Genomic DNA, 18,220 nt, shown 5'->3' with positions numbered 1-18,220 from the left:
AGGGCACGTCGATCAGCTGTCGCCTACGGCCAGCCGTTCAGTAGGACGGGCTATTACGGTCTCGTCCGCCGGACGTCAAGCGGAAACTTTCCCTTAAAGCTTGGCTGCTTACGCGAAAAGGCCGGCGCCCCCGGAAGGGAGCGCCGGCCTTTTTTCGTCGGGTCCGGCGGACGCGGGCGCCCGCTTGACAAGCCCCTGCCCTACTCGGCGGCGGGGAGCTGCTCGGCGACCGCCGCGCCGCTCTCGGCCGACTTCTGGGCCATGATCAGGCCGTCGCGGCGGCGCGCGATCGACTTGATGTCGGCGATCATCGCGCCGGTGCCCGCCGGGATCAGCGAGCCGACGATGACGTTCTCCTTCAGGCCCTCGAGGTTGTCGACCTTGCCGTTGACCGCCGCCTCGGTGAGGACGCGGGTGGTCTCCTGGAACGAGGCCGCCGAGATGAACGAGCGGGTCTGCAGCGAGGCCTTGGTGATGCCGAGCAGGACGGGGACGCCTTGGATCGGCTTCTTGCCCTCGGCGAGCAGCTTCTCGTTGAACTCGGCCAGCTCCATCCGGTCGATCTGGTCGCCGGTCAGGATCTCGGAGTCGCCGCCGTCGGTGATCTCCACCTTCTGCAGCATCTGCCGGACGATGACCTCGATGTGCTTGTCGTTGATCGACACGCCCTGGAGCCGGTAGACCTCCTGGATCTCGTTGACGAGGTAGGCGGCGAGCTCCTCCACGCCCTTGATCGCCAGGATGTCGTGCGGCGCCGGGTTGCCGTCGACGATGAAGTCGCCGAGCTCGACCACGTCGCCGTCCTGCAGGTGGATGTGCTTGCCCTTCGGGATCAGGTACTCCACCGGCTCGGAGCCGTCGTGCGGGGTCAGGCTCAGGCGGCGCTTGTTCTTGTAGTCGCGCCCGAACGAGATCGTGCCGGACTTCTCGGCGATGATCGCCGCGTCCTTCGGCCGGCGCGCCTCGAACAGCTCCGCCACCCGCGGCAGACCGCCGGTGATGTCGCGGGTCTTGGCGCTGTCGGTCGAGACGCGGGCGAGGATGTCGCCGGCCTTGACCCGGGTGCCCGGGTCGACGCCGATGATCGCCTCGACCGGCAGGAGCGAGCGCGCGTCCGAGCCGCGCGGCAGCTTCTGCACCCGGCCGTTCTGGTCGTGGACCGCGAGCGCCGGCCGCAGGTCCGCCGTCCGCGCCGAGCCGCGCCAGTCGATGACGACGCGCTTGGCGATGCCGGTCGATTCGTCGGTCGTCTCGGTGATCGACTGGCCGTCGATCAGGTCCTCGTAGGCCACGATGCCGTCGATCTCGGTCAGGATCGGCCGGGTGTAGGGATCCCACTCGGCGATGCGCTGGCCGCGCTTGATCGCGTCGCCCTCGTCCACGCGGACGCGGGCGCCGTATTGCAGGCGGTGGACCGCCCGCTCGGTGCCGTCCGGCCCGACGATCACCACCGCGACGTTGCGGCCGATGGCGACGAGGTCGCCGTCCGAGTTGCGGGCGAGACCGCGGTTGCGGATCTTGACCGTGCCCTCGAAGCTCGACTCGATGAAGGACGAGTCGGCGATCTGCGCCGCACCGCCGATGTGGAAGGTGCGCATCGTGAGCTGGGTGCCCGGCTCGCCGATCGACTGCGCCGCGATGACGCCGACGGCCTCGCCCATGTTGACGGGCGTGCCGCGGGCGAGATCGCGCCCGTAGCAGGTGGCGCAGACGCCGTTCCGGGTCGCGCAGACCAGGACCGAACGGATCTTCACCTCCTGGATGCCGGCCTTGGTGATCGGCTCGAGGTGCTTCTCCTCGATCGTCTCGCCCTTGGCGACGATGATCGAGCCGTCATTGGCGACCAGGTCCTCGGCCGTGGCGCGGCCGAGGATGCGGGTCGCCAGCGAGGCCACGACCTGGCCGGCATCGATGATCGCGCGCATCCGGATGCCGCTCTCGGTGCCGCAGTCGGTCTCGCGGATCACCGCGTCCTGGGCCACGTCGACGAGGCGGCGGGTCAGGTAACCGGAGTTCGCGGTCTTGAGCGCGGTGTCGGCGAGGCCCTTGCGGGCGCCGTGCGTCGAGTTGAAGTACTCGAGCACGTCGAGGCCTTCCTTGAAGTTCGAGATGATCGGGGTCTCGATGATCTCGCCCGAGGGCTTGGCCATCAGACCGCGCATCGCCGCGAGCTGCTTCATCTGCGCCGGCGAGCCACGGGCGCCCGAGTGGCTCATCATGTAGATCGAGTTGACCTGCTTGTCGGCGCCGTGCTCGTCCTTCTGCACGGACGAGATGCGGTTCATCATCTCGCCGGCGAGACGGTCGGAGCACTTGGCCCAGGCGTCCACGACCTTGTTGTACTTCTCGCCCTGGGTGATCAGGCCGTCCTGATACTGCTGCTCGTAGTCCTTCACCAGCGAGCGGGTCTCGTCGACGATCGACCACTTGTTGTCCGGCACCACCATGTCGTCCTTGCCGAACGAGATGCCGGCGCGGAAGGCGTGGATGAAGCCGAGACCCATGATCCGGTCGCAGAAGATCACCGACTCCTTCTGACCGCAATGGCGGTAGACGGTGTCGATCATCGCCGAGATCTCCTTCTTCGTCATCAGCTTGTTGACGACGTCGAAGGGGACGCGCTTGTGGCGCGGGAGCACGCTCGACAGGATCACGCGACCCGGCGTGGTGTCGTAGATCCGGGTGACCTCGTTGCCCTCGGCGTCGAGGCCCTTCCAGCGCCACTTGATCTTGGTGTGCAGCGTCACGGTGCGGGCCGCGAGCGCGTGCTCGAGCTCGCCGAAATCGCCGAACACGCCGCGCATCGGGTTCTTCGGGTCGTTCGGCTTGTGCTCACCCGGCGAGCCGTCGGCGACGATCGACAGGTAGTACAGGCCGAGCACGATGTCCTGCGACGGCACGATGATCGGCGCGCCGTTCGCCGGGTGCAGGATGTTGTTCGTCGACATCATGAGGACGCGCGCTTCCAGCTGCGCTTCCAGCGACAGCGGGACGTGCACGGCCATCTGGTCGCCGTCGAAGTCGGCGTTGAACGCGGCGCAGACCAGCGGGTGCAGCTGGATCGCCTTGCCCTCGATCAGCTTCGGCTCGAAGGCCTGGATGCCGAGCCGGTGCAGCGTCGGCGCCCGGTTCAGCATCACGGGATGCTCGCGGATCACCTCGTCCAGGATGTCCCAGACCTCCGGCTTCTCCTTCTCGACGAGCTTCTTGGCCTGCTTCACCGTGGCCGAGAAGCCCTTGGCGTCGAGGCGCGCGTAGATGAACGGCTTGAACAGCTCGAGCGCCATCTTCTTCGGCAGCCCGCACTGGTGCAGCTTCAGCTCCGGGCCGACGACGATGACCGAGCGGCCGGAATAGTCGACGCGCTTGCCGAGCAGGTTCTGGCGGAACCGGCCCTGCTTGCCCTTCAGCATGTCGGCGAGCGACTTCAGCGGGCGCTTGTTGGCGCCCGTGATGACGCGGCCGCGCCGGCCGTTGTCGAACAGCGCGTCGACCGCCTCCTGCAGCATCCGCTTCTCGTTGCGGATGATGATGTCCGGCGCGCGCAGCTCGATCAGCCGCTTGAGGCGGTTGTTGCGGTTGATGACGCGGCGGTAGAGGTCGTTGAGGTCCGAGGTCGCGAAGCGGCCGCCGTCGAGGGGAACGAGCGGGCGCAGGTCCGGCGGGATCACCGGCACGACGGTCAGGATCATCCACTCGGGCCGGTTGCCCGACATCTGGAACGCCTCGATGATCTTGAGGCGCTTCAGGAGCTTCTTGGGCTTCAGCTCGGAGGTGGTGGTGGCGATCTCCTCGCGCAGGTCGGCCGCGATCTTGTCGAGGTCGAGTTCCTGGAGGATGCGCCGGATCGCCTCCGCGCCGATCATGGCGGTGAAGCTGTCCTCGCCGTACTCCTCCTGCGCGCGCAGGTACTCCTCTTCGCTGAGGAGCTGACGCTCCTTCAGCGGGGTGAGGCCCGGCTCTATGGTGACGTAAGACTCGAAGTACAGGATGCGCTCGAGGTCCTTGAGCGCCATGTCGAGAAGCAGGCCGATGCGGCTCGGCAGCGACTTCAGGAACCAGATGTGGGCGACGGGCGCGGCGAGCTCGATGTGACCCATGCGGTCGCGACGGACGCGCGCGAGAGTCACCTCGACGCCGCACTTCTCGCAGATCACGCCCTTGTACTTCATGCGCTTGTACTTGCCGCACAAGCACTCGTAATCCTTGATCGGCCCGAAGATCCGGGCGCAGAACAGGCCGTCACGCTCGGGCTTGAACGTGCGATAGTTGATGGTCTCGGGCTTCTTGATCTCGCCGTAGGACCAGGACAGGATCTTCTCAGGCGACGAGATCGAGATCTTGATCTGGTCGAAGCTCTGAGGCTGAGCCTGCTGGTTGAAAAGATTCATGACCTCTTGGTTCATGATCTGCTCCTTGGCTGACGGGGCGCCGCGAAGGGCCGAGCCGGGGCCGCCGTCTGATGAAACGGGTTTCGGCGGCGGGGCCCTCGTGGATGAGGGCCCCGCCGCCGTCGTCAGGATGAGGTCGGGTCGCGCTTACTCGGCCGCCTCGGGAGGCGCTTCGAGCTGATCGTTGGCGGCACGCTTGGAGGACAGGAGCTCGACGTTGAGGCCGAGCGACCGCATCTCCTTCACCAGCACGTTGAAGCTCTCCGGGATGCCCGCCTCGAAGGTGTCGTCGCCGCGCACGATGGCCTCGTAGACCTTGGTGCGGCCGGCAACGTCGTCGGACTTCACCGTCAGCATCTCCTGCAGCGTGTAGGCGGCGCCGTAGGCCTCGAGGGCCCACACCTCCATCTCGCCGAAGCGCTGGCCGCCGAACTGCGCCTTGCCGCCCAGCGGCTGCTGGGTGACGAGCGAGTACGGGCCGATCGAGCGCGCGTGGATCTTGTCGTCCACCAGGTGGTGCAGCTTCAGCATGTAGATGTAGCCGACCGTGACCTTGCGGTCGAAGGGCTCGCCGGTGCGACCGTCGTAGAGCGTCGACTGGCCCGAGCGGTCGAGACCCGCCATCTCCAGCATCGTCTCGATGTCGGCTTCCTTGGCGCCGTTGAACACCGGGGTGGCCATCGGGACGCCGCGGCGCAGGTTGTTGCCGACCTCGGCGAGATCCTGGTCGGTCAGGCCGGCCAGTTCGGTCTCGCTGTAGATCGCCTTCATGCGCTCGCGCAGGGGCTCGATGTCGTGGGTGCGCAGGTACGCGTCCACGGCCTGCGAGACCTGGCGGCCCAGGCCCGCGGCGGCCCAGCCCAGATGCGTCTCGAGGATCTGGCCGACGTTCATCCGGCTCGGCACGCCGAGCGGGTTGAGCACGATGTCGGCGTGCGTACCGTCCTCCAGGAACGGCATGTCCTCGATCGGAACGATGCGCGACACGACGCCCTTGTTGCCGTGGCGGCCCGCCATCTTGTCGCCGGGCTGGATCTTGCGCTTCACCGCCACGAAGACCTTGACCATCTTCATGACGCCCGGGGGCAACTCGTCGCCGCGCTGCAGCTTCTCGACCTTGTCGAGGAAGCGCTGCTCGAGGCGCTTCTTCGACTCGTCGTACTGCTTCTGCATCGCCTCCATCTCGGTCATGAGACGGTCTTCGACGACCGCGAACTGCCACCACTGCGAGCGGGGATAATCCGCCAGCAGCTCGCGGGTCAGCGTGGTGTCCTTCTTGAAGCCCTTCGGGCCGGCGACCGGCGACTGGCCGACCAGAAGGTCGCCCAGGCGCGCGTAGGTGTTGCGGTCGAGGATCGCCTGCTCGTCGTCGCGGTCCTTGGCGAGGCGCTCGATCTCCTCGCGCTCGATGGCCTGCGCGCGCTCGTCCTTGTCGACGCCGTGGCGGTTGAACACCCGGACCTCGACGATCGTGCCGGTGACGCCCGGCGGCACCCGCAACGAGGTGTCGCGCACGTCCGAGGCCTTCTCGCCGAAGATGGCGCGGAGCAGCTTCTCCTCCGGCGTCATCGGGCTCTCGCCCTTCGGGGTGATCTTGCCGACCAGGATGTCGCCCGCGTGGACCTCGGCGCCGATATAGACGATGCCGGCCTCGTCGAGGTTCTTGAGCGCCTCCTCCGAGACGTTCGGGATGTCGCGGGTGATCTCCTCCGGACCCAGCTTGGTGTCGCGGGCCATCACCTCGAATTCCTCGATATGAATCGAGGTGAACACGTCATCCTTCACGATCCGCTCGGAGAGCAGGATCGAGTCCTCGAAGTTGTAGCCGTTCCACGGCATGAACGCGACGAGCACGTTGCGGCCGAGCGCCAGCTCGCCGAACTCGGTCGAGGGACCGTCGGCGATGATGTCGCCCTTCTTCACCACGTCGCCGACGCGCACGAGCGGCTTCTGGGTGATGCAGGTCGACTGGTTCGAGCGCTGGAACTTCTGCAGCCGGTAGATGTCGACGCCGGGCTTCGAGGCGTCGGCCTCGTCGGTGGCGCGGATGACGATGCGGGTCGCGTCGACCTGATCGATGATGCCCGCGCGCCGGGCGCCGATGGCGGCACCCGAATCGCGCGCGACCACCGCCTCCATGCCGGTGCCGACGAAGGGCGCGTCGGCGCGAACCAGCGGCACCGCCTGGCGCTGCATGTTCGAGCCCATCAGCGCGCGGTTGGCGTCGTCGTTCTCGAGGAACGGGATCAGCGCCGCGGCGACCGACACGAGCTGCTTCGGCGACACGTCCATCAGGTCGACCCGCTCGGGGCCGACGACGATCACCTCGCCCGCCCGCCGGCAGACCACCAGGTCCTCCGTGAGCTTGCGGTTCTCGTCCATCTGCGCGTTGGCCTGGGCGACGTGGTACTTCGCCTCCTCCATCGCCGACAGGTAGGCGACCTCGTCGGTGACCACGCCGTCGCGCACGCGGCGGAACGGGGTCTCGATGAAGCCGTACTTGTTGACGCGCGCGAAGGTCGCGAGCGAGTTGATGAGGCCGATGTTCGGGCCTTCCGGCGTCTCGATCGGGCAGATCCGGCCGTAATGGGTCGGGTGCACGTCGCGCACCTCGAAGCCGGCGCGCTCGCGGGTCAGACCGCCCGGGCCGAGCGCCGAGAGACGGCGCTTGTGCGTCACCTCGGAGAGCGGGTTGGTCTGGTCCATGAACTGCGACAGCTGCGACGAGCCGAAGAACTCGCGCACCGCCGCCGCCGCGGGCTTCGCGTTGATGAGGTCCTGCGGCATCACGGTGTCGATGTCGACCGATGACATCCGCTCCTTGATGGCGCGCTCCATGCGCAGGAGGCCCAGACGGTACTGGTTCTCCATCAGCTCGCCGACCGAGCGCACCCGGCGGTTGCCGAGGTGGTCGATGTCGTCGATCTCGCCCTTGCCGTCGCGCAGGTCGACCAGCGCCTTGACGACCGCCAGCATGTCCTCGCGCCGCAGCGTCCGCACGGTGTCGGCCGCGTCGAGGTCGAGGCGCATGTTCATCTTCACCCGGCCGACGGCCGAGAGGTCGTAGCGCTCCGCGTCGAAGAACAGCGAGTGGAACATCGCCTCGGCGGTGTCGAGGGTCGGCGGCTCGCCCGGACGCATCACCCGGTAGATGTCGAACAGCGCGCCCTCGCGGGCCGAGTTCTTGTCGACGGCGAGCGTGTTGCGGATGTAGGGACCGATGTTGACGTGGTCGATGTCGAGGACCGGGATCTCCTCGATGCCGACGTCGGAGAGGCCCTTGAGCACCTTCTCGCTGATCTCGTCGCCGGCTTCGGCGTAGATCTCGCCGGTCTTGTAGTTGACCATGTCCTCGGCGATGTACTGGCCGATCAGGTCGTCGTCGGTGGCACGCAGAGCCTTCACGCCCTTCTCGGCGATCTGGCGGGCGGCGCGGGCGGTCAGCTTCTTGCCGGCCTCGAGCACCACCTCGCCCGAATCGGCGTCGATCAGGTCGGTCGAGGCCTTGAAGCCCTTCAGCCGCTCGGCGTCGTAGGGCACGCGCCAGTCGTGCCCGTCACGGCTATACGTGACGCGGTTGTAGAAGGTCGACAGGATCTCCTCGCCGTCGAGGCCGAGCGCGAAGAGCAGCGAGGTGACGGGGATCTTGCGCTTGCGGTCGATGCGCGCGTGCACGATGTCCTTGGCGTCGAACTCGACGTCGAGCCAGGAGCCGCGATACGGGATGATGCGCGCGGCAAACAGCAGCTTGCCCGAGGAGTGGGTCTTGCCCTTGTCGTGGTCGAAGAACACGCCCGGCGAGCGGTGCATCTGCGAGACGATGACGCGCTCGGTGCCGTTGACGATGAAGGTGCCGTTCTCCGTCATCAGGGGCATGTCGCCCATGTAGACGTCCTGCTCCTTGATGTCCTTGACCGACTTGGCGCCGGTATCGGGATCGACATCGAACACGATCAGCCGCAGCGTGACCTTGAGCGGGGCCGCGAAGGTGATGCCGCGCTGGCGGCACTCGTCGACATCGTATTTCGGCTGCTCGAACGTGTACTTGACGAACTCGAGGAGCGCGGTCGAGGAGAAGTCGGAAATCGGGAAGACGGACTTGAAGACCGACTGCAGGCCCTCGTCGGCGCGCCCGCCCTCGGGCTCGTCCACCATCAGGAACTGGTCGTATGACGCCTTCTGGACCTCGATGAGGTTCGGCATCTCGGCGACTTCCCGAATCTTGCCGAAGAACTTGCGAATGCGCTTGCGACCGACCAGCGTGTTGGCCATGGGTTGACCTCGCTCCTCATCCACCGCTTATACGGCCCCGGTGGGACGCCGGCCGAATCGAGCCTGCATCAAACCTGCCTGGAACCGCGCGGACCGCCCGTGCACCGGCCGCCCGCAACCCTTGCAAAACCTATATGGTGATCCGTACCCCGGATCCCGAGGGGGTGCGCCTAAAGCGACCATAGCCCGCGAGCGCGAGGCCCGCGGGCTGGTGGCCCCGGACCGGCCCGTGGCCGGTCCGGGACGCGTGGCGGGCCGGACGGCCCGCCATCGACTTACTTGAGCTCGACCTTGGCGCCGGCCTTCTCGAGCTGAGCCTTGAGCTTGGCGGCGTCGTCCTTGGACACGCCCTCCTTGACCGGCTTCGGAGCGCCCTCGACCAGGTCCTTGGCCTCCTTGAGGCCGAGACCGGTGATCGCGCGGACCTCCTTGATGACCTCGATCTTCTTGTCGCCGGCCGAGGCCAGGACAACGGTGAACTCGGTCTGCTCCTCGGCGGCCGGGGCAGCGGCGCCACCGGCCGGGCCGGCGGCGACGGCGACGGCGGCAGCGGCCGAAACGCCCCACTTCTCCTCGAGCATCTTCGCGAGCTCGGCGGCCTCGAGAACGGTCAGCGAGGACAGGTCGTCGACGAGCTTGGCAAGATCAGCCATTTTTCACTTCCTGATGTTGTCGGTTTGAACGGTTTGGTCTCGAACAGCCCGTTAGGCCGCTTCGTCGGTCTGGGCGTCGCCGGTCTTGGCATAGGCCCCGAACACGCGCGCGAGCTTGGCGGCCGGCGCGTTGACGACCTGGGCGATCTTGGTCGCGGGAGCCTGGACCAGGCCCACGATCTTGGCGCGCAGTTCGTCCAGGGACGGCAGCGAGGCCAGGGCCTTCACGCCGTCCGGGTTCAGGGCGGTCGTCCCCATGGCTCCGCCGAGGATGACCAGCTTCTCGTTGGCCTTGGCGAAGTCCACCGCCACCTTGGCGGCCGCGACCGGATCGCTCGAATAGGCGAGCAGGGTCGGACCCTTCAGGAGGGGCTGAATGGAGGCGACGTCCGTGCCTTCGAGAGCGATGTTGGCGAGGCGGTTCTTCGCGACCTTCACGGTGGCGCCGGCCTGCTTCATCTGCGAGCGCAGCTTCTGCATGTCGGCGACCGTGAGGCCCTTGTAGTGGGCCACGACGACGACGGAGGTGCTGGTGAACACCCCGTTGAGCGTCGAGACGAGATCAGCTTTTGCTGCTCTGTCCACCTTGGCTCTCTCCGGTTGGCGGAACCCGGATGGGCCCCGCCGGTTGCAGTTGCCGCCCAGGATGAGCCGGGGCCTTCACGAGAAAGACCGCGACGTCCTGAACGACGCTTTCACGGCCCTGCCCCCGATGCCAAGGACGATGACGTCCCTCGCCTCGGGCGAGATGGTTCAAACCGACGCCCCGCCGGCCTGAGGCAGGCCATGGGGGCGGTGAAACTCGGTCTTCCCCGTCTGTGCAGGCTTTGCGGATTAAGCCGGCGGATGCCGGCGCCTGCAGTCTCGGACAGGACATGGCCGGACGGGGCGCGAGGGGTTGCCCCCTGAGCCCTTCCGGCCACTTTGGTCGCCCGGTCGCCCGGGGACCTCTCTCCAGGATCGGCCGGGTGGCCGAATCCTTTCGATCTCGGAAACGTGGAGCCGGGTCTATAGCGGCGTGCAAGCGGCCTGCCAAGTGCCCGGGGAGGGGAAATTCGGTCGCAGGGGCCGAATTCCCGTCAGGGCCGCGCGATCACGCCGCCTGCCGGGCCCCTCCCCTCGCGGCGGCCTCCGCCTTCGCCTTGTCCTGCGCGGCGTAGAACGAGGCGTTGTGCTCGCCGCGCAGGGCCTCGCGGGTGAAGCGGATCAGGTGATGGGCGACGAAGCCCATGTTGAACACCGCCTCGATCTGCCCCCGCTTCAGCGCGTAGGCCGCCGCGCGCCAGAACGGCTTGCGATAGTCGGAGAACAGGCCGACCCGGGTGACGATGTTGAAGCCCAGGATCAGCCCGCGGCGCAGGTTGGTCAGCGTCAGCTTGCCCGAGGTCGGGGTGGTGATCCGGTGCGGATAGGTGACGTCGCACTGGCGCTTGAAGCGCTCGAACAGCTGCTCGGGCGAGTAGGCGTGGGCGATGGCGCGGCGCCAGGACTTCACCACGTCGTCGTGCGGGCGCTTGAACAGCACGTTCGATTCGAGGCTGGCATCGTGGACGAGCCGGCCCTCCCGCTCCAGCCGGTCCCAGAGCGGGGTCTTGGGCAGCGCCTGGAGCAGGTTGATGGTCAGCACGGGAATCGCCGACCGGTCGATGAAGTCGATCAGGTTCTGCTCGGACTTGTCGGTGTCGCTGTCGAGCCCGAGGATGATGCCGGAGGTGACCTCGAGCCCGTAGGAGTTCAAGGTCTCGATCGCCTCGTACATCGGCACGGCGGCGTTGTGGGTCTTGTCGATGCCCTTGAGCGCGTCGGCCTCCGGGGTCTCGATGCCGACGAACACCGTCATGAAGTTCGCCTGGCGCATCAGCTCGAGGATCTCGGGCTGCTTGGCCATGTTCAGCGTCGCCTCGCAGGCGAACTGGAGGGGGTAGTTGTTCCGCTTCTGCCACTCCACCAGGTGGGGCAGCATCTCGCGCGTCGCCTTGCGGTTGCCGATGAAGTTGTCGTCGACGAAGTACACCACCGCCGGGTGCGCGGGCTGCGCCACGATGGCGTCGAGCTCGGCGCAGAGCTGCTCGGGGGTCTTGAGCCGCGGCTGGCGGCCGTAGAGCTGCGGGATGTCGCAGAACTCGCAGCGATACGGGCAGCCCGACGAGAATTGCAGCGAGCCGATCAGGTAGCGCTTGAGCGGCACCCGCTCGTAGGCCGGAGCCGGAAAGTCGGACAGGGCGAGCCGGTCGGCGGTCTCGAAGCGCTCCGGCTCGGCCGGCACCGCCACGGTCTCGTCGAGGCGCCGGATCAGCCTGTCGGTGGCGTCGCCGATCTCGCCGATATGGAGGTAGTCGAAGTCCGGGTACTTCTCCGGCGCGCCGGAGACGGAAGGACCGCCCAGGACCGCGACCTTGCCGGCGGCATGCGCCCGGCGGCCGATCTCGTGGATCTGGCCCTCCTGGATGTGCATGCCCGACACGAACACCGCGTCGGCCCAGGCGAAATCCTCGGGGCTGGCCCGAGCGATGTTCTCGTCGATGAACCGGACCTCCCATGCCTCCGGCATGTAGGCGGCGATCACCAGGAGCCCCTGCGGCGGCATGAAGGCCTTCACGCCGCCCATCAGCGGATAGGCGTGCGAGAAGGTGCCGAAGGACGGCGTGTAGGCGGGGAAGACGCAGAGGATGCGTCGCGAGGAGGAGACCGGGACGGTGCTGCGCATGGCACCGTATGTAGCACAGCGTCGCCGGTTGGCTGCCCCGCCGCGGCGGGTTTTCGCCGCGTTGCGGGATCCGCGCCGGAGATCGTGATGCCGCAGCGTCAGACACCTGACCCAGGCGAGAGTCGCGAGCCCCCAAACGCGAAGTGCCCGGTCCGTTGCCGGACCGGGCACTTCACGTCGTCATCGCGACAGTCGCGTCGGCGTCAGGCGCCGGCGGCGACCAGCACGCTCGAGGGATCGACCTTCACGCCCGGGCCCATCGTCGAGGAGACGGCGATGCGCTGGATGTAGGTGCCCTTGGCGCCGGCGGGCTTCGCCTTGGCCACGGCATCCGCGAAGGCGCGGATGTTCTCGACGATCTTCTGCTCGTCGAACGAGACCTTGCCGATACCGGCGTGGACGATGCCCGCCTTCTCGACGCGGAACTCGACCGAGCCGCCCTTGGCGCCGGCGACGGCGCCCTTCACGTCCATGGTGACGGTGCCGACCTTCGGGTTCGGCATCAGGCCGCGCGGGCCCAGCACCTTACCGAGGCGGCCGACCAGCGGCATCATGTCCGGGGTGGCGATGCAGCGATCGAAGTCGATCGTGCCGCCCTGGATCGTCTCGAGCAGGTCCTCGGCCCCGACGATGTCGGCGCCGGCGGCCCGGGCCTCGTCGGCCTTCGGCCCACGGGCGAACACCGCCACCCGCACGGTCCGGCCGGAGCCGTTCGGCAGGTTGCAGACGCCGCGGACCATCTGGTCGGCGTGGCGGGGGTCGACGCCGAGATTCATCGAGACCTCGAAGGTCTCGTCGAACTTGGCCTTGGCCCGCTCCTTGATCAGCTTCACCGCGTCGGCGAGCGGATAGAGCTTGGTGGCCTCGATGCCCTCGCGGGCGGAGCGGATGCGCTTGCCTGTCTGTGCCATGTCGCCCTCCCCTTACGCGGTGATCTCGAGGCCCATGGCGCGGGCGGAACCGCGGATCATGGCAACGGCGGAATCGACCGAATCGCAGTTCAGGTCGGGCATCTTCTTCTCGGCGATCTCGCGGATCTGCGCCTCGGAGATCTTGCCGGCGGGCGCGCCCTTGCCGGGGGTCTTCGAGCCGGAGGCCGGCTTCTTGCCGATCTTCAGGCCGGCCGCCTTCTTGAGGAAGAACGAGACCGGGGGCTGCTTCATCTCGAAGGTGAAGGAGCGGTCCTGATACGCGGTGATGATCACCGGGATCGGGGTGCCCTTCTCGATCTGCGAGGTCTTCGCGTTGAAGGCCTTGCAGAATTCCATGATGTTGAGGCCGCGCTGACCGAGCGCGGGACCGATCGGCGGCGACGGATTGGCGGCGCCGGCCGGGACCTGAAGCTTCACGTAGCCCGTGATCTTCTTCGCCATGGGACTGCTCCCAGAATAGCCCTATCGACTGAGGGCGGTTGCAGGTCGCGGTGCGGCCCGGGCTCCTGGTGGCGGTACCGGGCGGGCCTTCCGCGGGTGAGGGGCGGTCCTACGGGAACGACGAACGAGGCGCGCTGCCGCGCCCCATGGCATTCTCAAAAGGATCCGCCGGTTACGATCAGAGCTTCTCGACCTGACCGTATTCGAGCTCGACCGGGGTCGCCCGGCCGAAGATGGAGACCGCCACCTTGAGGCGGGACCGGCTCTCGTCGACTTCCTCGACAACGCCGTTGAACGAGGCGAAGGGGCCGTCCGCGACGCGGACCTGCTCGCCGACCTCGTAGGCGATCGAGGCCTTCGGGCGCTCGGTGCCTTCCTGGACCTGGCCCTTGATGCGCTCGGCCTCGGCGTCCGGAATCGGTACCGGTTTCGACTTGTCGGCGCCGAGGAAGCCGGTGACCTTCGGGGTGTTCTTGATGAGGTGGTAGACCTCGTCGGTGAGGTCGCACTTCACCAGCACGTAGCCGGGGAAGAACTTGCGCTCGGCATCGACCTTGCGGCCGCGGCGCACCTCCACGACCTTCTCGGTCGGAACCATGACCTCGTCGAACTTCTCCGTCAGGCCGCGCTGCGCCGCCTGGTCCTTGATCGACTGCGCGACCTTGTTCTCGAAGTTCGAATAGGCGTGGACGATGTACCAGCGCTTCGACACGGCGTTCACTCCAGTCCGGCGGCGGCCCCGACTTTCGGGCCGGCCCTGCCGGGGTCTTGCGGTCCGGCTTTGCCGGGTCTTGACGGCCCGATCAGGCCCCGATGCCCAGCACCAGCGTCACGGCGTAGCGCAGGACCTGGTCGACGACGGTGAAGAACACGCTCGCCACCACCACCATGACGAACACCATCAGGGTGGTGACCAGGGTCTCCTTGCGGGTCGGCCAGGTGACCTTCCGGCCCTCGTCGCGCACCTGCTGCAGGAACTCGAACGGGCCGACGCGCTTCTGCGCCGGGCGCGCGGGCGGCGTCGGCGAGGCAGAACCGCCGCGGGTCGGCGGGGTGCTGCGGGAGGCGTTGCGCCCGAGGTCCATCTTCTTCGTCGCTTCGTTCGATGCCATGGCTCGGACAACCGATGCGCTCGAAACCAACGGCGGCAGGCAGGCTGAAGGATCACCCCCGGCCCGCATCGCCGCCTGTTCGATCTGGGATGGGCGCAGCGTCTAGCGCAGTTGCGTGCGCTTGTCGACTGGCCCGGACGGATTGTTGCGGAGGTCCGCCGGCTTTCGCTGGAGGCTCCGGTCGGCTCGCGGTCCCTGGCAGGAGTGGAGGGACTCGAACCCCCAACCCCCGGTTTTGGAGACCGGTGCTCTGACCAGTTGAGCTACACTCCTGCAGCGCCGCGGCGCGACCGCTCTGTAGCCGGATCGCCCGCCCCGATGCAAGCGGAATGTCGCGCGGCCCGGACGACCGGCGCGCAGGACGCCGGCAGCGATCGGTCCGGCACGCCGCGACGGGGACCACAGGCGACGACAGCAGCATTTTTTAACCAGTATTGTACGACCATGGACACTTCAGAATTTTAGTTCATTCCGATTATACAAGGCTGTAACATCATGCTGAACAGGCTCTCGATCCGCACTAAGCTGATCGGCTGCTTCTCGGTGATGCTCGTGCTGATGGCCGGGCTGGCGGGTCTGGCCTTCCGTCAGGCGCAGATCCAGCAGGAGGCGGTGGCGGAGCTGCGCGGCGTGGTGCTGCCGGCGACCCAGACCCTGGGGCGGATCCAGGCCCTGACGCTGCGGGTCCGGGTCAACGGCAGCCGCCTGATCTCGGCCCGCACCGACCGGCAGCGGGAGGACGCGGCGGCGTCGATGCGCCAGCGCGTCGAGGAGCTGGCCAGGGAGCGCGAGGCCTACGGCCGGATCCCGTCCTCCCCCGAGATGCAGGCCATCTACGCCGCCTTCGGCCGGCAATGGCAGACCTACCTGAATCTCCAGGCCGACGCCCTGCGGCGCGCCGAGGGAGGCGACCCGACGGCGGCGCTCGAACTCTACAACACCACCATGTCGGATGCGATCCGCGAGGTGATCGCCACGCTGGTGAAGCTCGTCGACCGCACGGAGGCCGCCGCCGCCGAGAGCGGCCGCGCCGCCGAGGCCGCCTATGCGCGCACGCAAGGGCAGATGGTGCTGTTCCTCGGCGTCGCGGCGCTCCTCGCCGCCGGCGCCGCCCTGATGCTGATTCTCTCGGTGAGCCGCCCCCTCGGGCGCATGACGGCCGCGATGCACCGCCTCGCCGCGGGCGATACCGCGGCAGCCGTGCCCTCGACCGAGCGCCGGGACGAGATCGGCGCGATGGGCCGGGCGGTGCAGGTGTTCCGGGAGAGCATGATCCGGGCCACCGCGCTCGAGGCCGAACAGGCGCGGCTGCGGGCCGACGGCGAGGTGCAGCGCCGGGCGCTGATGCGCGAGATGGCCGACGGGTTCGAGGGCGTGGTCGGCGGCATCGTCGTCTCGGTGACCTCCGCGGCGGCCGAGCTCCAGGCCACCGCCCAGGCGATGACCGCCACCGCGACCGAGACCGCCAGCCAGTCGACCGCGGTCGCGGCCGCCGCCGAGGAGGCGGCGGCGAATGTCGGCGCGGTGGCGGCCGCCGCCGAGGAGATGGGAGCGAGCGTGCAGGAGATCGGCCGCCAGGTCGCCGGCACCGCCGGCCTCGCCCGGGCCGCAGTCACGGAAGCCGGCGAGACCGCGGCGCTGGTGCAGAACCTGACCCGGGGCGCGGCGAGGATCGGCGACGTGCTCGGCCTGATCTCGTCGATCGCCGACCAGACCAACCTGCTGGCGCTCAACGCCACCATCGAGGCGGCGCGTGCGGGCGCGGCGGGACGCGGCTTCGCGGTGGTGGCGGCCGAGGTCAAGGAACTCGCCGGCCAGACCGCGCGGGCGACCGGCGAGATCTCGGGCCAGATCGGCGAGATCCAGGCCGCGACCGGCCAGGCGGTGTCGGCGATCGGCGGGATCGTGGCGCGGATCCAGGAGATCAGCGACGTTGCCGGCGCGCTCGCGGCGGCGGTCGGCCAGCAGGACGCGACGACGCAGGAGATCGTCCGCAGCGTGTCGCAGGCGGCGATCGGGGCCGGCGAGGTGACGCACAATATCGCCGGGGTCGCCGGCGCGGCGGAGGAGACCGGGAATGCGGCGCATCACCTGCTCGCCGCCGCCTCGGAGCTGTCGCGGCATTCGCACCATCTCGACGCGGAGGTCGGGTGCTTCCTGGAGGGTGTGCGGGCGGCGTGAGGGCGGGCAGGCCTCCGCGCCCGGCGCACGGCAAGCTCCTTCCACCCGCGACCTCATCCTGAGGTGCACGCGGAGCGTGCCTCGAAGGAGGGCTCCAGGCCTCGCAAAGGCTTCTGGAGGCCTCCTTCGAGGCTCGTTTCACCCGCGCCTCAGGATGAGGGCGTGGATGGGAGTGGGGGCGAGCCCATGAGAGAACGCCCAGGGGAACCTGCAGAATGCATAAGGGGCGGGCGCCGCGCGGCACCCACCCCTTATGCGTCCGGAGCCGTCTCCGGCCCCGGACCGACGATCGTCCGATTTACTCGGTGATGGAGGCGACGACGCCGGCGCCGACGGTGCGGCCGCCCTCGCGGATGGCGAAGCGCAGCTTCTCCTCCATCGCGATCGGAACGATCAGCGTCACGTCCATCGTCACGTTGTCGCCCGGCATCACCATCTCGGTGCCCTCAGGCAGCTGGCACACGCCCGTCACGTCCGTCGTCCGGAAGTAGAACTGCGGACGGTAGTTCGTGAAGAACGGCGTGTGCCGACCGCCCTCCTCCTTCGTCAGGATGTACGCCTCGGCCTTGAACTTCGTGTGCGGCTTCACCGAACCCGGCTTGCACACAACCTGCCCACGCTCCACGTCCTCGCGCTTCGTGCCGCGCAGAAGAACGCCGACGTTGTCGCCAGCCTGGCCCTGGTCCAGCAGCTTGCGGAACATCTCGACGCCGGTCACCGTCGTCGTCGTCGTGGCGCGGATGCCCACGATCTCCACCGACTCGCCGACCTTCACGATCCCGCGCTCGACGCGGCCCGTCACCACCGTGCCGCGGCCCGAGATCGAGAACACGTCCTCGATCGGCATCAGGAACGGCAGGTCGATCGGACGCTCCGGCTGCGGGATGTAGGCGTCCACCGTCTTCATCAGCTCGAGGATCGCCTCGTGGCCGATCTTCGGCTCGCGGTTCTCGAGCGCGCACAAAGCCGAGCCCTTGGTGATCGGGATGTCGTCGCCCGGGAAGTCGTACTTCGAGAGAAGCTCGCGCACCTCGAGCTCGACCAGCTCCAGCAGCTCCGGATCGTCGACCATGTCGACCTTGTTCATGAACACCACCAGCGCCGGCACGCCGACCTGGCGCGCGAGCAGGATGTGCTCGCGGGTCTGCGGCATCGGGCCGTCAGCCGCCGACACGACCAGGATCGCGCCGTCCATCTGCGCGGCGCCCGTGATCATGTTCTTCACGTAGTCGGCGTGCCCGGGGCAGTCGACGTGCGCGTAGTGACGGTTCGGGGTCTCGTACTCGACGTGCGCCGTCGAGATCGTGATGCCGCGCGCCTTCTCCTCCGGCGCCTTGTCGATCTGGTCGTAGGCGGTGAACGTCGCGCCACCCGACTCGGCCAGGACCTTCGTGATCGCCGCGGTCAGAGAGGTCTTGCCATGGTCAACGTGACCGATGGTGCCGATGTTGCAGTGCGGCTTCGTCCGCGAAAACTTTTCCTTGGCCATATCCATCACCTGCGGCAAGCCCGCCCACGACGTGCAGCCGGG

11 protein-coding genes and 1 tRNA gene are annotated in these 18,220 nt (G+C 68.1%); 1 reads left to right on the top strand and 11 read right to left on the bottom strand.

Annotated elements, in window-relative coordinates; translation table 11 throughout:
• Positions 1-200: 200 nt before the first annotated feature.
• From rpoC to ACS5PV_RS05560, 10 genes are all read right to left on the bottom strand, one after another.
• On the bottom strand, positions 201-4,406 hold the full coding sequence (gene rpoC / locus ACS5PV_RS05605; protein WP_455394366.1) for a DNA-directed RNA polymerase subunit beta': 4,206 nt from the start codon (positions 4,404-4,406) through the stop codon (positions 201-203).
• 132 nt (positions 4,407-4,538) lie between these two features.
• Positions 4,539-8,663, bottom strand: coding sequence for a DNA-directed RNA polymerase subunit beta (gene rpoB, locus ACS5PV_RS05600; protein WP_455394365.1), 4,125 nt, complete (start codon positions 8,661-8,663; stop codon positions 4,539-4,541).
• Between the two features lie 275 nt (positions 8,664-8,938).
• Positions 8,939-9,316: a 50S ribosomal protein L7/L12 gene (rplL, locus tag ACS5PV_RS05595; protein ID WP_048435095.1), complete on the bottom strand. Its 378-nt coding sequence runs from the start codon at positions 9,314-9,316 to the stop codon at positions 8,939-8,941.
• Between the two features lie 51 nt (positions 9,317-9,367).
• Entirely contained in the window at positions 9,368-9,901 is a 534-nt protein-coding gene (gene rplJ / locus ACS5PV_RS05590) for a 50S ribosomal protein L10 (RefSeq protein WP_203157569.1), read from the bottom strand.
• A gap of 508 nt (positions 9,902-10,409) precedes the next feature.
• Positions 10,410-12,023: a B12-binding domain-containing radical SAM protein gene (locus tag ACS5PV_RS05585; RefSeq protein WP_455394364.1), complete on the bottom strand. Its 1,614-nt coding sequence runs from the start codon at positions 12,021-12,023 to the stop codon at positions 10,410-10,412.
• Between the two features lie 203 nt (positions 12,024-12,226).
• Positions 12,227-12,934 carry a 50S ribosomal protein L1 gene (gene rplA / locus ACS5PV_RS05580; RefSeq protein ID WP_455394363.1) on the bottom strand — a complete coding sequence of 236 codons (708 nt, stop codon included), beginning with the start codon at positions 12,932-12,934 and terminating at the stop codon, positions 12,227-12,229.
• 12 nt (positions 12,935-12,946) lie between these two features.
• Complete coding sequence (rplK, locus tag ACS5PV_RS05575) at positions 12,947-13,396, bottom strand: 50S ribosomal protein L11 (RefSeq protein WP_109973752.1); 450 nt, start codon at positions 13,394-13,396, stop codon at positions 12,947-12,949.
• 178 nt (positions 13,397-13,574) lie between these two features.
• Positions 13,575-14,108, bottom strand: a complete 534-nt coding sequence (gene nusG, locus ACS5PV_RS05570) for a transcription termination/antitermination protein NusG (RefSeq protein WP_109975431.1) — start codon at positions 14,106-14,108, stop codon at positions 13,575-13,577.
• A 91-nt stretch (positions 14,109-14,199) separates the two neighbouring features.
• Complete coding sequence (secE, locus tag ACS5PV_RS05565; RefSeq protein ID WP_455394362.1) at positions 14,200-14,508, bottom strand: preprotein translocase subunit SecE; 309 nt, start codon at positions 14,506-14,508, stop codon at positions 14,200-14,202.
• Between the two features lie 196 nt (positions 14,509-14,704).
• A tRNA-Trp gene (locus ACS5PV_RS05560) sits at positions 14,705-14,781 on the bottom strand.
• 222 nt (positions 14,782-15,003) lie between these two features.
• On the opposite strand from ACS5PV_RS05560, the gene ACS5PV_RS05555 reads away from it, so the two are divergent.
• Complete coding sequence (locus tag ACS5PV_RS05555) at positions 15,004-16,689, top strand: methyl-accepting chemotaxis protein (RefSeq protein WP_455394361.1); 1,686 nt, start codon at positions 15,004-15,006, stop codon at positions 16,687-16,689.
• A 298-nt stretch (positions 16,690-16,987) separates the two neighbouring features.
• Here ACS5PV_RS05555 and tuf read toward each other — a convergent pair whose 3' ends face one another.
• Positions 16,988-18,178, bottom strand: a complete 1,191-nt coding sequence (gene tuf, locus ACS5PV_RS05550) for an elongation factor Tu (protein ID WP_109973750.1) — start codon at positions 18,176-18,178, stop codon at positions 16,988-16,990.
• Positions 18,179-18,220 lie beyond the last annotated feature (42 nt).

This window comes from Methylobacterium sp. Gmos1 (assembly GCF_053764715.1).
This window is presented reverse-complemented; position numbering and strand designations above follow the sequence as displayed.

What these genes read in the sequence shown, in the direction of transcription:
- rplL (WP_048435095.1), bottom strand. Translation starts at nt 9,316, where the DNA reads ATGGCTGATCTTGCCAAGCTCGTCGACGACCTGTCCTCGCTGACCGTT.
- secE (WP_455394362.1), bottom strand. Translation starts at nt 14,508, where the DNA reads ATGGCATCGAACGAAGCGACGAAGAAGATGGACCTCGGGCGCAACGCC.
- ACS5PV_RS05585 (WP_455394364.1), bottom strand. Translation starts at nt 12,023, where the DNA reads ATGCGCAGCACCGTCCCGGTCTCCTCCTCGCGACGCATCCTCTGCGTC.
- ACS5PV_RS05555 (WP_455394361.1), top strand. Translation starts at nt 15,004, where the DNA reads ATGCTGAACAGGCTCTCGATCCGCACTAAGCTGATCGGCTGCTTCTCG.
- tuf (WP_109973750.1), bottom strand. Translation starts at nt 18,178, where the DNA reads ATGGCCAAGGAAAAGTTTTCGCGGACGAAGCCGCACTGCAACATCGGC.
- rpoC (WP_455394366.1), bottom strand. Translation starts at nt 4,406, where the DNA reads ATGAACCAAGAGGTCATGAATCTTTTCAACCAGCAGGCTCAGCCTCAG.
- rplA (WP_455394363.1), bottom strand. Translation starts at nt 12,934, where the DNA reads ATGGCACAGACAGGCAAGCGCATCCGCTCCGCCCGCGAGGGCATCGAG.
- rplK (WP_109973752.1), bottom strand. Translation starts at nt 13,396, where the DNA reads ATGGCGAAGAAGATCACGGGCTACGTGAAGCTTCAGGTCCCGGCCGGC.
- rpoB (WP_455394365.1), bottom strand. Translation starts at nt 8,663, where the DNA reads ATGGCCAACACGCTGGTCGGTCGCAAGCGCATTCGCAAGTTCTTCGGC.